A 13,515-nucleotide genomic window follows, 5' to 3' on the forward strand; every position below is an offset into this window, starting at 1 on the left:
AGCGCGTCAATCAACGACGAATCCTTGCGGGGTGGCCCCGTACGCGCGCACACGTCGACGACGTTTTTGTCGGCGAGCGCATCAAGGACCACAATGCCGCCCGAGACGTGCTCACGCGTCCGACGAGAAGATCACCTTCCCGGCGCGCGTCTCTTCCTCGGAGGCCGCCTCCCGCTCGGCCTCGAGGGCCTTCGCTTCGCTCTCGAGATCGGGGAAGCGGTACCGGATCCCCTCGCCGGTCTCCAGGTCGACGTCGCCGCCGAGCGCGACCACCTCGCGGGTGATCTCCTCCGAGCGCGGCGCCTCGCCCGCCGCGTCCTGCCAGGCCCGCTGGAGCACCTCCTCGGTGATCGGCTCCCGGCCCTGGCTCGCCCCGACGCGGGAGAGGATCGCCCGCAGCACGGCGCGCCGGGCGTTCCGGCGGGCGAGCCGCCGCCGCTTCAGCGGGCGAAGGAGCGCGCGGCCGAGCGGCAGCGCGAAGAGCGCGAGCGAGAAGACGAGCGGCACCACCCCGAGCGCGACCGCCGTCCCCGTGGGGGGCAGCTCCGCCATCGGGATCCCGCGGGCCAGGAGGCCGAGGTTGTCCAGCGTGAGGTGCGCGCCGAGCGCGTAGAGGCTCATCATCAGGTTGAACCCGTTGAGCGCCACGATGAGCGCGTTCACCCCGGCGCCGTTCCCGGTGAGCGGCGGCAGCTCCTCGCGCTTCGCCCAGACCGGCGCCGGCGCCCGCGACGGCGCCTCGTCCGCCGTCCGCCGGATCGCCTCGAACCGGTAGACGATGCCGCCCTCCTCCGACACGTCGACGGTGCCGTCGTAGTCGAGCATCAGCCGCGCCATGAGCGGGTCCGCCTCGTCGCGCGGCAGCCCCGTCACGCGCATCACGTCGGCGAGCCCGATCCGGCCCCGCTGCGCCCGGATCTCGGCCAGGATGAGCTTCTCGTCCTCCAGCGGATCGCGCGGCGCGGGCGTCGGGCCGAAGAAGAACCGGTTCACCTTCTCGTAGAAGGGCGTCTCGTCTCTGCGCCTCCCGTACGCGTGCCCGAACGCCCCGCGGCGGTCGTGCGACGACGACCACGGCGGGTCGGCCGTCCACACGAACGGCGAAAAGGGGTGGAAAGTCCAGAAGATAGCGTCGAGGACCACGCGGAGCAGGACATAGCCCGCGAACGATCCGGAGAAGCCGCCGTGGTCGCGCGAGTCGCTGTTCGAGCGGGCGAACATCTGGGCGATCAGGATCCCCACGAAGATCAGCACGTAGGTGATCAGCACGATCGCGATCCACGCGCGCACGACGAAGCGGGCCACGCCGGCGGCGCCGCGGGCGACGGCGCCGAGCGCGCGCTCGAGCCGCGTGCGGGTCTCCCAGGGCTTCGTGAAGCCGTGCGGGAATCGGAAGAGCAGCTCGCCCTCGGACGTCGCCTTGAGGTGCCCGCGGTACTCGCTGACGAGCAGGTGCAGCCCGCTCTCGGCGTCGCGCAGCGGCAGGCCGCTCCTCGCCGACGCGTCGGCGAGCGTCAGATCGCCGGTGTGCCCGCGCAGGGCGGACTCCAGGACGCGGGCGGCGCGGCGCGCCTCCATCAGCTTGGGAGATTTGAGCGTCACCGGTCGATCGCCCCCTGTTCCGCGGCGGCGCTGCCGGCCTCGCTCGCGGCACGGCCGCGCTCGGTGGCACGGCCCCGCCGCGCTCGTCCACGGAGGCGCAGCTGCCCCCGTGCTGAGATTCATGGTGGCGCGCAGGGCTCGGCGCAAAGGCCGCGGCGCCTTTTTTTTCGACCGTCAGCCGCCGCTCACGCGGCGCCTCCCGCCGTTTCAGCCGCCGCTCACGCGGCGTCTCCCGCCGTTTCAGCCGCGCTCACGCGGCGTCTGCCGACGTCTCAGCCGCCGCTCACGCGGCGGCAGGGGGCGGGAGCGAGCGCGGCGTGGCGTCGACCATCCGCACCTCCAGGCCGAAGGCGTCGCGCAACATCCCCGCCTTCGCGACGACCGTCCACTCCTCGAGCGCCCGGTCCTCGGCGCCCTGCACCTCGATCACCAGCGTGTCGCCGTCGATGCGGCCGCTCACCTCCGTGACCTTCGCCCGGTGCTCGCGATCGAGCGCGTCGGCGACGCGGAGGATCGCCGCCATCGCCTTCACCTTGGCGCGCGCGTCGCGCGAGAGCGCGCGGAAGTTGTCGTGGTCCATGCTGGGCGGCGACTTCCGGTGGTAGCGCGCGATGTTCGCGACGATCGCGCGCTCCTCCGGGGTGAGGCCCATCAGATCGCTGTGGATGATGATGTAGTAGCTGTGCTTGTGGTGCCCCTCGTAGCGGACGAAGTCGCCGACGTCGTGGAGCAGGGCCGCGGCCCGCAGGAGGATCCGGTCGCGCTGGTCGAGCCGGTGGCGCGGCGCGAGATCGTCGAAGAGCCGCTCGGCCAGGCGCGCCACGAGCGCGCCGTGCTGCTCGTCGAAGTGGTAGCGGCGTCCGAGCCGCGTGCAGGCGTCGCTGACAGCGGCGGTCTCGCCGCGGAAATCCGGCCCGAGGAAGTGGGCGTGGGCGAGGTCGACGAGCACGCCCTCCTTGAGCCCGACCCCGGGCGCGACGATGAGCGGCTGCGCGAACGCCCGCGCGACGCGGCCGAGGACCGTCGCGGCGGGGACGATCGTGTCGGCGCGATCCGGGCGCAGGCCGTAGATCTGCGCGCGCTCCTCGGGCGTCTTCGGCGCCAGCTCGTCGAGCAGGCGGGACATCGCGGCGACGTCGATCGCCCGCCCGTCCGCGGACGGGCTCGGCACCGGGCAGAGGTCCGCGAGCGTCTCGATGTTGCCGCCCGTGCCGACGAGCAGGTCGACCCCCGAGCCCTCGCCGAGCAGCTCCACGATCTCGCGCGTCGCCTCGACCATGACGCGGTCGACGTACTCCTCGATGAGCCGCCGGTGCCCCGCGTCCATGGGGCGGCGATCCTCGAGGAAGGTCTCGACCATCCGCACCGTGCCCACGGGGAGCGAGCGCGAGAAGACCGCCTCGCGGCCGCGCAGCAGCGTGAGCTCGGTCGAGCCGCCGCCGATGTCGACGAGCAGCGCCGTCCGCCCGCCGAGCGGGACGCGCTCGCGGACGGCGATCTGGACAAGGCGCGCCTCCTCGACGCCCTCGATGACCTCGATGTGGACGCCGGCCTCGCGGGCGGCCCGCTCGACGAAGAGGTCGCCGTTCTGGGCCTCGCGCGCGGCGCTGGTCGCCACGGCGCGGTAGCGGTCGACCTTGGCCGCGTCCATCGCCGAACGGAAGCGCCGGAGCGCTTCGCAGGCGGCGCCGATGACCCCCGACTCGAGCCGGCCCTTGGTGAAGACGTCATGCCCGAGACGCACGGACGCGCGGTCCGCGTGGACGTCGCGGAACGGGTGGAAGCGGGGCGCGTCGGGCGCGCCCGTCGAGCCCGCGGCGAGCGCCGGATCCCAGCCGGCGCCGAACGCCCCGAGCGCCGGCGGGTCGACGTCGACGATGCGAAGCCGTATCGCGTTGGATCCGATGTCGATCGCAGCGAGCCGCGCCATGTCGGCAGAAGTAGCGAAGCTCCGGGCGGTTGGCTACTCTCATGCCCGCTCATGTGGAGGAAGCTTCTTCGCGGGTCGGGGCCCCGCCTTCGCGGTCCCCTTCAGCATCGGCCTTCAGAGGACGCGCCCGGGCGCGCCCAGGACGCGCGCCGTCCGGTCGCCCGCGCCCGTGAGGCGGCGCGCCGCGCGCTCGGGGTCGCGGCCGCGGCGCTCGCGCTCGCCGGCTGCAGCGGCGGCGAGGCGCGCGCGCCGAACCCGACGCGCGCCCTCGACGAGCGCCGGGCGATCGAGGTGATCCGCCGGGCGATGGCGCAGGAGGGCGCGCAGCCGGTGCCCGGGCGCGTGGTCGATCTCGTCAGCGGGCGCAAGGTGCGCATCGACGTCGGCGTGCAGAACCGCTCGTACGGCGTCGTCTACGTGACCGAGGAGGACGCCCAGGCGCTCGGCGCCGCGATCCCGCCCCCGAACGGCCAGGACGAGCGGCTCCGCATAGTCCGCGGCGGGGCGGACGGGTCCATCCGCCTCGTGCTCCTCTACCAGAACAACTACCGCTACGACGACCTCGTCGGCGAGTCGCACGAGCGCACGACGATCAGCGCCGAGCGCCAGCTCACGCGCGACGTGCAGGACTTCATCACGTACGCGCGGACGCAGAAGTTCCAGTGAGCGCGCGCGATCCGGGCGAGGGCAAGGCGCGCGAGGGGCGCGAGGAGCGCGAGGGCAGCGCGCGTGGTGACGCGCGCGAGGGCCGAGCGCGCGGTGACGACGCGCGCGAGGGCGCGCGGCAGCGAGCGCCTCGCGCCCGCCGTGGAGCCCGGAGCGAGGCCGAGACCCGCGCGCGCCGCGCGCTCGGCGGCGGGGGGCTGCTCCTCGTGGCGGGGCTCGCGCTGGTGGGCGTCGGGCCGTCGGACGCGGGCATGGCGCTGACGGTGCTCGCGCTGCTCGTGCTCGTCTACGGCATCCACAGCTTCGGCCGGCTGGGGCCGGAGCGCGACGAGCGGGCGCCGGCGCCGTCGCGTTGAGGCTTGCGGAGCGCGGCGGCTTCGAGCAGTCTCCGCCGCCATGCATCGCCCCACGCGTCAGCACCAGCACCTCACCCTCAAAGTCACCCAGAAGCAGGAGCGGAGCACCCAGAGCTCCCGCAAGCCCGGCCGCAAGACCAAGCGCTGGAACAAGTTCCTCACGCAGTACGCGCCGCTCGTCGCCGGCGCCGAGGCGGCCGCCCCCGCCGAGAGCTGAACGCCGACCGCGCGGCGCGCCACGTCGCCCTTGATGGTGCCCCCGCAGCCGGCCCGCCCCTCCTTACAGATCCACACCGCTTCACTTTCACTCTTACTTTAATTTTACGACGACGTAGCAAGCCGGCGCGAGCCGCCTCCGATCGAGGCAGCCGCGCCGTCTCTGCTCGAGAGGGCGGCCGCGCCGTCTCCGCTCGAGGCGGCTGACGCGCTGTCCTCGATCGAGGCGGCGGCCGCGCCGCCCCTGCGCGACGCGACCGCCGCGCCGCGCTCTCCGTCGCTCGTGTGTTTTCTGTGATGGCGTCGCGCCGATCGCGCCACGTAGCCAAGAGAACACCCCCTCTGGGCGTCTGATACGCGATAGCCAGGCGGCCTGTCATCCACCCCGCGCGAGACAGGCGCGCCGGCGCAGCGCGCGCGTCGAAGCCGACGCGCGAACGGGCCCACTCCATCTCTCGCGCAAGGAAGGATCCATGGCCGTTCGTCCTACCTCCCGCGCTGCTCGCGCAGCCGCGTCGATCATGTGCTCCCTCGTCGTCGTCGGGACATCGCTCGTCTCGGGGTGCCTCAGCCGTCCCATCGCACGTCAGGATACGCGCACGACGGGCACCGTCGTCGAGCGGCTCGCCAAGCGCGTCGACAAGATCGATCTCCTGCTCACGATCGACAACTCGGCGTCGATGAAGGACAAGCAGGATATCCTCGCGCTGGCCGTGCCGGACCTCGTCGAGCGCCTGGTCAACCCCCGCTGCATCGACCCGCTCGATCCGCTGAAGACGTCCACGCCGGGCTCGCCGAGCGAGCGCTGTCCGAGCGGCATGGAGCGCGAGTTCGAGCCTGTCCTCGACATCCACATCGGCATCATCAGCACGAGCATCGGCGACCACGGCGCGGGCTCGTGCCCGGTGACGACACACTTCTCGAACAACGACAGGGGGCACCTCATCGCCCGGAGCGACAGGGACGACGACAACCAGGCAGACAACGACCCGCCGACCTACCAGGGTAAGGGGTTCCTCGCCTGGGATCCGGAGCAGAAGCTGAGCCCTGCGGGCGAGTCGATCCTCGACGACGGCGCGGGCCGCGGGCTCGTGCCCACGCTGACGAACATGGTCAGAGGCGTGGCCGACGTCGGGTGCGGCTACGAGTCGCAGCTCGAGAGCTGGTATCGGTTCCTCGCGGACCCCGCGCCGTACGGCACGATCAAGCTGGTGGACGGCAAGGCGGTGCGGGAAGGCCTGGACACGACGCTGCTGGACCAGCGCAGGGCGTTCCTGCGGCCGGACTCGCTCCTCGCGATCATCATGCTCTCGGACGAGAATGACTGTTCCATCCGCGAGGGCGGGACGTCCTACCTGGTGGCGCAGAGGTCCTACAAGGACTCGACGGGGCAGACGCATGACTGGCGGATGTTCCGGCCGCGGAAGGAGTGCTCGGAGAAGGGCCCGGACGACCCGTGCTGCAAGTCCTGCTCAGCAGAGAGGGGCGAGTGCCCGGTCGACGAGACCTGCAGCACGGAGAACGCCGTCGCGGTGCTCGATGCGGAGGAGGACCCGATCAACCTGCGCTGCTTCGACCAGAAGCGGCGCTTCGGGGCCGACCTGCTCTACCCGATCGAGCGGTACACCGAGGCGCTCACGCAGCCGACGATCGGGGATCACGAGGGCAACGTCGTGAACAACCCGATCTTCTCGGATCTCGACCCGAACGACGAGCTCACCACGGTCCGGACGCCCGAGCTCGTGTTCTTCGCGGGGCTCGTGGGCGTCCCCTGGCAGGACATCGCTCGCCAGAACGAGGCCGGCCAGCCCGATCTCCGGAGCGGCAAGGACAAGGACGGCAACCCCGTCGGCGGCTTCAAGAGCGCCGAGGAGCTGAGCGCCCCGAACGCCGGCTTCTCGAGCACCTGGGACATCATCCTCGGGGATCTCAAGGAGTTCCGTCCTCCGGCGGATCCCCACATGATCGAGTCGCCGGTGCCTCGCAATGGCCAGAACCCGATCACCGGGACGCGCATCGCCAGCCCCGACTCGCCGGATGACGCCAACGAGATCAACGGCCACGAGTGGATCCCGAAGGCCAATTTCGGCGACCTCCAGTTCGCCTGCACCTTCCCGCTCCGGGCGCCCACGACGGGCGGCGACTGCGACAGGGACCGGGCCGGCCAGAATAGCCCGCTGTGCGAGGACAACCCCGACGGTACCGACAGCGAGCGCCAGATCATGGCGAAGGCCTATCCGGGCCTGCGGCAGCTCGCGCTCGTCCGAGATCTCGGGGAGCAGGGCATCGTCGGCTCGGTGTGCCCGGCGCAGCTCGATAACTCGGGGCCGGGCGACTCCGACTTCGGCTACCGGCCGGCGATCGGCGCGATCGTCGATCGGCTGAAGACGCGGCTCGGGGGGCAGTGCCTGCCCCGCGCCCTCCAGCCCGACACGAACGGACAGGTGAGCTGCCTGGTCCTGGAGGCCCGCAGCACGCCCGAGGGCCAGTGCGGCTGCGATGAGCGCGCGGCGCGGCGGGAGGTGCCCTGGGAGCACCGCATCGCGAAGCAGATGGTGCTGGACGATCCGGTCGCGGAGGCGAACCGCTGGAACTGCGTGTGCGAGGTCGAGCAGCTCAGCGATCCCGACGAGCTCAAGGCGTGCCAGGACACGGTGCCGCCAGCGCCGGTCGAGGTGGGCGGGGAGCGGGTGGACGGGTGGTGCTATGTCGACCCGCGGCTCGGCCTGGGCCGGCAGGAGGTCGTCGCCAGGTGCCCGTCCACGGAGCGCCGGCAGATCCGGTTCACCGGCGAGGGGGAAGCGCTGGACGGCGCGACGCAGTTCGTCATCTGCTCCGGCGACACGGCCAAGCAGTAGCGCGGCGCGCGTCCCCGGCGCCCGTTGTCGGTCTCGCGAGGGGAAGCGCTCGAACCACAGAGAGATTGAACCACAGAGGCACAGAGGGCACAGAGGATAGAGAGGATCCGCGGTAGTCTTGTTCCCTCCTCTGTGCCCTCTGCGCCTCTGTGGTTCACGAGCCGGCGGCATCCTCCAGGGCCTCCCACACGAGATCGAGATGATCCCGCCCGGGGCCGCGCAGCGGCGCACCGCCGTGCTGGCGGCCTGAGCCTCGCCGTGGCTCCATGCATACATGCTCCGCTCCTTCTTGCTCCTTGCCTCGGCTGCCTTCCTCTCCGCGTGCGCCTCCGAGATCATCCTGGACACAGCCGGCGTCGGAACCACGGCGTCCGGCAGCGGCGGCGCCGGGGGCAGCCTCGACGGCAGCGACGGTGCGGGAGGCGCGCCCGCGCCGCGCGTCCCTGTCGTGCTGGCCTCCGGTCCAACCGAGCCGACCTCCATGGCCGTCGACGCGACCCACATCTACTGGACGGCCGGTGACGAGGTCCTGAAGCTGCCGCTCGATGGCGGTAGCCCGATAGCGCTCGCGAGCGGCTTCTATCCTGGCAAAGGCATCGCTCTGGATGCCGACCACGTCTACTGGATCGCCTTGTACGATGCCGTGTTGAAGGTCCCGAAGAGCGGCGGACCGGCGGTCGTCGTCGCCTCGCTCTCCACGGGGGCGCAGAACGTCGCGGTGGACGACCAGTCCGTCTATATGGGGGAATGGGGGTCGGAGGAGGTCGACGGCTTCGCGAAGATCGTCAAGGCGCCGAAGACGGGGGGTGCGCTGAGCGATGTCGCGCAGGCCAAGAATAGCGTGGACGTCGTCGCGACGGACGCTTCCAGCGTCTACTGGATCAACAGGGGAAGGTGGAACCTGATCTACAAGGTCTCCAAGGCGGGCGGCAGCCCTGTCGAGCTCTTCGACGCCGGGGAGGCCGACACCGGTGCCTACCGGATCTTGACGAGCGATACCGATGTCATCTGGTTGAACAAACAGGGGGTCAACAAAGGGTCCAAGGACGGCGGCGCCCCCGTCTTTCTGCACCTGGCCGGTCAGGCCAGGGACATCGCCCTGGACAGCGCGAATGTGTACTGGACCGCGTGGGGGAGCTGCATCATGACGAGCCCGCTCACCGGCGGAGAGCCGATCGTCATCGCCGAGGAGCAGCCCGGTCCTCAAACGATCGCGGTGGACGCTTCGAGTGTCTACTGGATCAACTACGATGGCACCGTGATGAAGGCGCCCAGGTGAAGGGGTGGCGCTGCGTCAGCCGCGGGCGGCGTCCGCGAGGATGACGTCGGCGGCCTTCTCGGCGATCATGAAGATCGCGCTGACGATGAAGAACCCGGGGATCCGCGGGAAGACCGACGCGTCGACCACGCGCAGCCCCTGGGTCCCGTGGACCCGGAAATCGCTGGTGAGGACGCCGCCTTGCTCCGGAGGCCCGATCGGACAGGTGCACGACGCGTGGTGGCCCCAGGCGTTGTCGCGGACGAAGGTCTTGAGCTCCTCGTCCGTCTGGAGATGCTCGCCCGGGAGCTCCTCCTGGGCGATGAGCTTCTCCTGCTTGAGGCGCGCCGTCATGCGACGGACGAACCGGATGCCCGCGACCATCGAGTCCAGGTCCTCTCCGGCCCTGTCGTCGCCCTCCTCGAAATAGCGGAAGTTGACCTCCGGGGTGTCGCGCGGATCCGCCGAGCGCAGCGTCACCTCGCCGGCCCGGTTCTGCGTGTGCCCCTTGAGGATGGCCCACGTCAGGTAGTTGAGGTGCTTCGGGAACTCCGCCGAGTAGCCCGGGAAATAGCCGTAGAACTTCCCCAGGAGGGCAAAGTAGAAGAGGTCCGGGAGCGGCCGTTCGGGGGCGGATCGGTTGATGATCGCCAGCACCGCGGCGTTGGTCGTGTAGGTGCCGGTCCGCGTGGTCGCCCACTGCTGGTAGTGCCGGTCGTCGGTGCTGAAGCGGGCGCCCTCGAGCACGTCCCAGTGGTCGAAGTTCATGCGGTGAACCACGCCCACCTCGTACCGATCCTGCAGGTTCTTGCCCACGCCCGGCAGGTCGACGCGCACCTCGATGCCGTGGCGCTCCAGGGCGTCGCGCGGGCCGACGCCGGAGAGCATGAGCAGCTGCGGCGTGTTGAAGGCGCCGCCCGACAGGATCACCTCGCGCGACGCGCGCACCGTGCGCCGCTCGCCGTCCTCCGCCGCGGGGTTGCTGCCGGCGCGGTAGAGCCGGGCGCCCTTCTGGTACTCGACGCCGACGGCCCGGTTCTGCTCGTCGAACAGCACGCGCGTGACCAGCGCGTTGAGCTCGATCTTGAGCCGGTCGGGGTAGCGCCGCGCCACATCGAGGACGCGCTCGCGTGGCCCCATCCGCTGATGGTTGCGGGTCGCGAGCGGGATGTAGCGCACCCCCGCCGCGCTCTCCGCCACCGACCGCCAGTCGTTGGGATCGGCCTTGCTCTGGAGCACGCTGCGCACGCGCTCCATGGGCGAGGTGATCACGTGCGACGCCCGGTACGCCGAGTCGAGGATGAACCGCACCAGATCCCTGTCCCGCAGCCCCGCCCTCGGGATCGCCTTCTCGGTGTGCAGCCAGCCGCGGAACCCGTGCCGCGTCCTGTTGATCCCGAGGTAGCTGAGCAGCCGGTGCAGCGGCCGATGATGGCAGTTCTCCAGGCGCTCGAAATAGCCGCGCATCTTGTCCGCCCGCCACGAGGGATCGCCGGTGAGCTCGGCGATGTGATCCCAGTCGGCGTTGTGCGGGTAGACAAGGATCATCGCGTGGTGCGCGGTGCAGCCGCCCAGCGTCCCTGCGCGCGGGTAGAGCACGCCGCGCGTCGGCTTGCCTCGCCAGCTCTCGCGGTACTTGTCGTCGCGCCGCTGCTGCTTCTCGTCCTGGTAATGGCGCACGAAGAAGTCCCACCGGAGCGCCTCGTTCTCCGACGCCATGGGGTGGAACACCGGCACGTCGTAGTCGTCGGGCAGGCGGTTCTTGTCGGGCTCGAAGGCGTCGCCGCCCGAGAGCTCGCGCGGGTCGCCCCCGGCCTCGAGCAGGACCACTGTGTGTCCCGCTTCGGCCAGGCGCGCCGCCACCGTCCCGCCGCCGGCCCCCGAGCCGACGACCACATACTCGCAGTCGATCCGAGCACCTCGCTGACCGATCATGTCCCCCTCCTCCTCTCGCCGCGCGCGGAGGCCCGGCCGCAGTGAGCCGGGCCGCCGCGCAGCCGTGTGGCCGCCTCTCTGCCGGTATCGCTAGAGCGTCTTCAGGAACTCGATCAGCGCCCGCTTGTCCTCGTCGGTCAGCTCACGCTCCTGGGTGAAGTAGGAGCTGCCGAAGTAATGGCCGCGGTTGACAACGAAGTCGGGGCACTGGCTGAGCTCGAGCAGGGGCTCGGTGAGGTCCATGAACACCCGGCGCGCCTCCTCGTCGCTCGCGTCTTCAGGCAAGGCCTTCAGATCGCGCTTGAGCTTGAGCAGCACGGCGAGGAGCTTCTCGCCGTGGGCGAGGCGCTCCGCAGGATCGGCGCTCTCCGACCTCAAGGCCAGGTTGGCCAGCAGGTTCACCGGCGTGCCCTCGGGGATGGGGCCGATCTCGATCCCTCCCTCGCCGACCAGCCAGGGCGCGACGCGCTCGAGCGGGCCGAGGAGCGGCCGCAGCCGCTCGGGCAGGTAGCCCGCGGGCACCCGGAGATAGCTCCTCGCGTTCGTGCGGTCGATGGCGCCCGGCACCTTGTCGCCGAGGACGCGGTCCTTCTCGCGCTTCTCGGGCCAGAGCAGCTTCTCGATCGCGTCCTGGAACGACTCCATCCGCGCCTCGACCGAGGGGCTCGAGATGAACTTGCCCAGGGTGTTGTTGAGGAGGAAGGGAGCCGTCGACCACAGGCTGATGAGCGAGGGCACGCGCGTGTAGCCCCGTCCGCCGCCCGGCATCTCGAACTGGCGCGGCTCGCCGGTGACCGGGTTGTGCACCGTGATCGTGCCGACGGCCGGCAGCTCCTTGTACGAGTGGGACGAGAAATCCTCCCAGATGTTTCCCTTGAGCGCGTTCGTCGCGAGCGGGCTGCAGGCGTTGGTCTCGAGCAGCGTGACGGGGATGCGCAGATCGCTGGACAGGTAGTTGCCCTCGAGGAAGTCGTCCTTGAGGACGATCTCCCGCATCTCCTTCTTGAACTCGTCGGTCTTCGTCCACGCCCAGTAGTCGTTGAAGCAGGTGAGGTACTTCGGGCCGGCGCAGCCGCTCGGATCCAGCCCCGCCGCTCGGGCGGGGAGCTTGCTCGAGTGGCACCGCGCGCAGCGCTCGGCGAAGACCTCCTTGCCGCGCGTGAGCTGCGCCGCGCCGGCGGTCATGTACCTCGCGCCCCCCGGCGCGTCCTTGAGCTTGTGCGGCGCGGTGCTCTGGAGGAAGAACAGGGCCGTATCGAGCGTCTGCCGCTCGGTCGCTTGCCAGTAGGTCGAGTTCTTCTGCGCGACCGAGATCTGGATGGGCGAGATGGGCTTGCCGCCGATGAGCGGGTTGAAGTGCAGGAGCCACTCCTCGCTGAACTCGCCGATGTTCAGGTACACGCGGTTGAGCGAGCCGAGCGCGCCGACGGCGTCGGAGCCGTCCTTGAGCACGCGCGGCGCCCAGGCGGTGTCAGGCGCCTTGAAGAACTGCGTCAGCGGTCCCTTCTTCACGAAGTCGTTGAACTGCTTGTTGCTCAGCTCTCCGCCGTGCAGCCGCTCCTTGCCCCAGCGCCTGGCCTGCTGGAGCCGCGGGCCGAACTCGTAGATGGCGTTCATCGTGCGCGGGTTGGTGATGTAGTCCGTCGAGACGAGCGAGGTGTCCAGCGACCCCGGTCGCGACGCGTGGAACACCTGGTAGGGGAAGCTCGTCTCATCGGCGTCCCACGTGAAGACCCGGTCCCACCAGAAATACTGGGCGCCGACGGTGGAGCTGAGGTTCTCCCACCTCGGATGCTCGGGATCGGCGGGCGGATTGGTCGGGCTCGGGCCGACGTGGCAGAACCCGCACGACATGCCGAGGCGGTAGGGCCTCACGAGATCCCTGGAGTAGTAATAGCTCGGATCCTCGTAATAGCGCACCGGATCCCACTTCTTCTTCGCCTCCTCGTCGAACTCGGGGTTGGGAAAGAGCCGCAGGCCGACGATGCCGGTCGCGTACCCGTAATAGGAGCCGACCGGGACGGTCTTGCCGCGGGCGCCGATGGCCACCCCCGGGTACTTCGCCTCGTTCTCGAACGGATCCGGCGGGCAGTCCGCGCGCCGCCTGTCCAGCCATAATCCGAAGCGTTCCGGGTCGGGGCCAGTGGCCTTCTCGAAGCAAGGCTCGTTGACCAGGCCGAGCCAGTCCCAGCGGTTGTCGCGGCTGAACTTGAGCTTCGGATGGGACGAGACGGTCTTCAGGAAGTCGAGGTTGCCCTTGCTGCGCGTCGAGATCGTGTCCCAGAAGCGGTCGTTGCCCGCCGACCACACGATCCAGGTGTTGCGCCCCTTGACCTCGTCCGGGGTCAGGGAGACGCCGCCATCCATGTCATGGAAATAGTCCTCGTCCGCGGCGGGGAACGAGGCGGCGTCCCGGCCCGCGCGGCGCGCCTCGTCGAGGACTTCCCCCGGCCGCGGCGCGGGCCTCTTGCAGGCCGCGAAGGCCAGGAGGCAACTCGGCAGCAGGACGCCGCGCAAGATCATGAGATTCGTCTTTGTAGCCATCGTCCTTCCCCCTCAACAACGGAACTACACCGGGATTCACCGGCGAGATCGGCAGACCGTCGCACCAGAGCTGGAACCGAGCACGAACTCCAGGACAACCGGGGATCTTGCGGCGTCCGCGCGGATCGAGGCCCTGGCCCCAGGAGGCTG

Annotated in this window: 9 protein-coding genes; 5 read left to right on the top strand and 4 right to left on the bottom strand. The window is 70.5% G+C overall.

Annotated features, from left to right (window positions below):
* Positions 1 to 111 precede the first annotated feature (111 nt).
* Both WME96_RS30360 and WME96_RS30365 read right to left on the bottom strand, forming a co-directional pair.
* Positions 112 to 1,602, bottom strand: a complete 1,491-nt coding sequence (locus WME96_RS30360; protein WP_437285081.1) for a hypothetical protein — start codon at positions 1,600 to 1,602, stop codon at positions 112 to 114.
* 283 nt (positions 1,603 to 1,885) lie between these two features.
* Entirely contained in the window at positions 1,886 to 3,532 is a 1,647-nt protein-coding gene (locus WME96_RS30365; RefSeq protein ID WP_437285082.1) for a Ppx/GppA phosphatase family protein, read from the bottom strand.
* A 51-nt stretch (positions 3,533 to 3,583) separates the two neighbouring features.
* On the opposite strand from WME96_RS30365, the gene WME96_RS30370 reads away from it, so the two are divergent.
* From WME96_RS30370 to WME96_RS30390, 5 genes are all read left to right on the top strand, one after another.
* Complete coding sequence (locus tag WME96_RS30370) at positions 3,584 to 4,198, top strand: hypothetical protein (protein ID WP_433927606.1); 615 nt, start codon at positions 3,584 to 3,586, stop codon at positions 4,196 to 4,198.
* Complete coding sequence (locus tag WME96_RS30375) at positions 4,195 to 4,554, top strand: hypothetical protein (RefSeq protein ID WP_437285083.1); 360 nt, start codon at positions 4,195 to 4,197, stop codon at positions 4,552 to 4,554. The genes WME96_RS30370 and WME96_RS30375 overlap by 4 nt, the downstream gene beginning before the upstream one ends.
* A gap of 40 nt (positions 4,555 to 4,594) precedes the next feature.
* Positions 4,595 to 4,771 (top strand): hypothetical protein, encoded by a 177-nt coding sequence (locus WME96_RS30380; protein WP_437285084.1) that lies wholly within the window; start codon positions 4,595 to 4,597, stop codon positions 4,769 to 4,771.
* A 472-nt stretch (positions 4,772 to 5,243) separates the two neighbouring features.
* A complete protein-coding gene (locus WME96_RS30385) occupies positions 5,244 to 7,628 on the top strand; it encodes a hypothetical protein (RefSeq protein WP_437285085.1) in 2,385 nt (794 codons plus the stop codon).
* A gap of 274 nt (positions 7,629 to 7,902) precedes the next feature.
* The gene (locus WME96_RS30390) at positions 7,903 to 8,907 is read left to right on the top strand and encodes a hypothetical protein (RefSeq protein WP_437285086.1); all 1,005 of its coding nucleotides are present in this window, start codon (positions 7,903 to 7,905) and stop codon (positions 8,905 to 8,907) included.
* Between the two features lie 15 nt (positions 8,908 to 8,922).
* On the opposite strand, the gene WME96_RS30395 is transcribed toward WME96_RS30390, so the two are convergent.
* Together WME96_RS30395 and WME96_RS30400 are read right to left on the bottom strand one after the other, a co-directional pair.
* Positions 8,923 to 10,821, bottom strand: coding sequence for a GMC family oxidoreductase (locus tag WME96_RS30395; RefSeq protein ID WP_437285087.1), 1,899 nt, complete (start codon positions 10,819 to 10,821; stop codon positions 8,923 to 8,925).
* Between the two features lie 90 nt (positions 10,822 to 10,911).
* Positions 10,912 to 13,344 (bottom strand): hypothetical protein, encoded by a 2,433-nt coding sequence (locus tag WME96_RS30400; protein WP_437285088.1) that lies wholly within the window; start codon positions 13,342 to 13,344, stop codon positions 10,912 to 10,914.
* Positions 13,345 to 13,515 lie beyond the last annotated feature (171 nt).

It is taken from the genome of Sorangium sp. So ce406 (assembly GCF_051474675.1).
Classification (GTDB): Bacteria; Myxococcota_A; Polyangia; order Polyangiales; family Polyangiaceae; genus Sorangium; species Sorangium cellulosum_G.

What these genes read in the sequence shown, in the direction of transcription:
- WME96_RS30365 (WP_437285082.1), bottom strand. Translation starts at nt 3,532, where the DNA reads ATGGCGCGGCTCGCTGCGATCGACATCGGATCCAACGCGATACGGCTT.
- WME96_RS30370 (WP_433927606.1), top strand. Translation starts at nt 3,584, where the DNA reads ATGTGGAGGAAGCTTCTTCGCGGGTCGGGGCCCCGCCTTCGCGGTCCC.
- WME96_RS30380 (WP_437285084.1), top strand. Translation starts at nt 4,595, where the DNA reads ATGCATCGCCCCACGCGTCAGCACCAGCACCTCACCCTCAAAGTCACC.
- WME96_RS30385 (WP_437285085.1), top strand. Translation starts at nt 5,244, where the DNA reads ATGGCCGTTCGTCCTACCTCCCGCGCTGCTCGCGCAGCCGCGTCGATC.
- WME96_RS30390 (WP_437285086.1), top strand. Translation starts at nt 7,903, where the DNA reads ATGCTCCGCTCCTTCTTGCTCCTTGCCTCGGCTGCCTTCCTCTCCGCG.
- WME96_RS30395 (WP_437285087.1), bottom strand. Translation starts at nt 10,821, where the DNA reads ATGATCGGTCAGCGAGGTGCTCGGATCGACTGCGAGTATGTGGTCGTC.
- WME96_RS30400 (WP_437285088.1), bottom strand. Translation starts at nt 13,344, where the DNA reads ATGATCTTGCGCGGCGTCCTGCTGCCGAGTTGCCTCCTGGCCTTCGCG.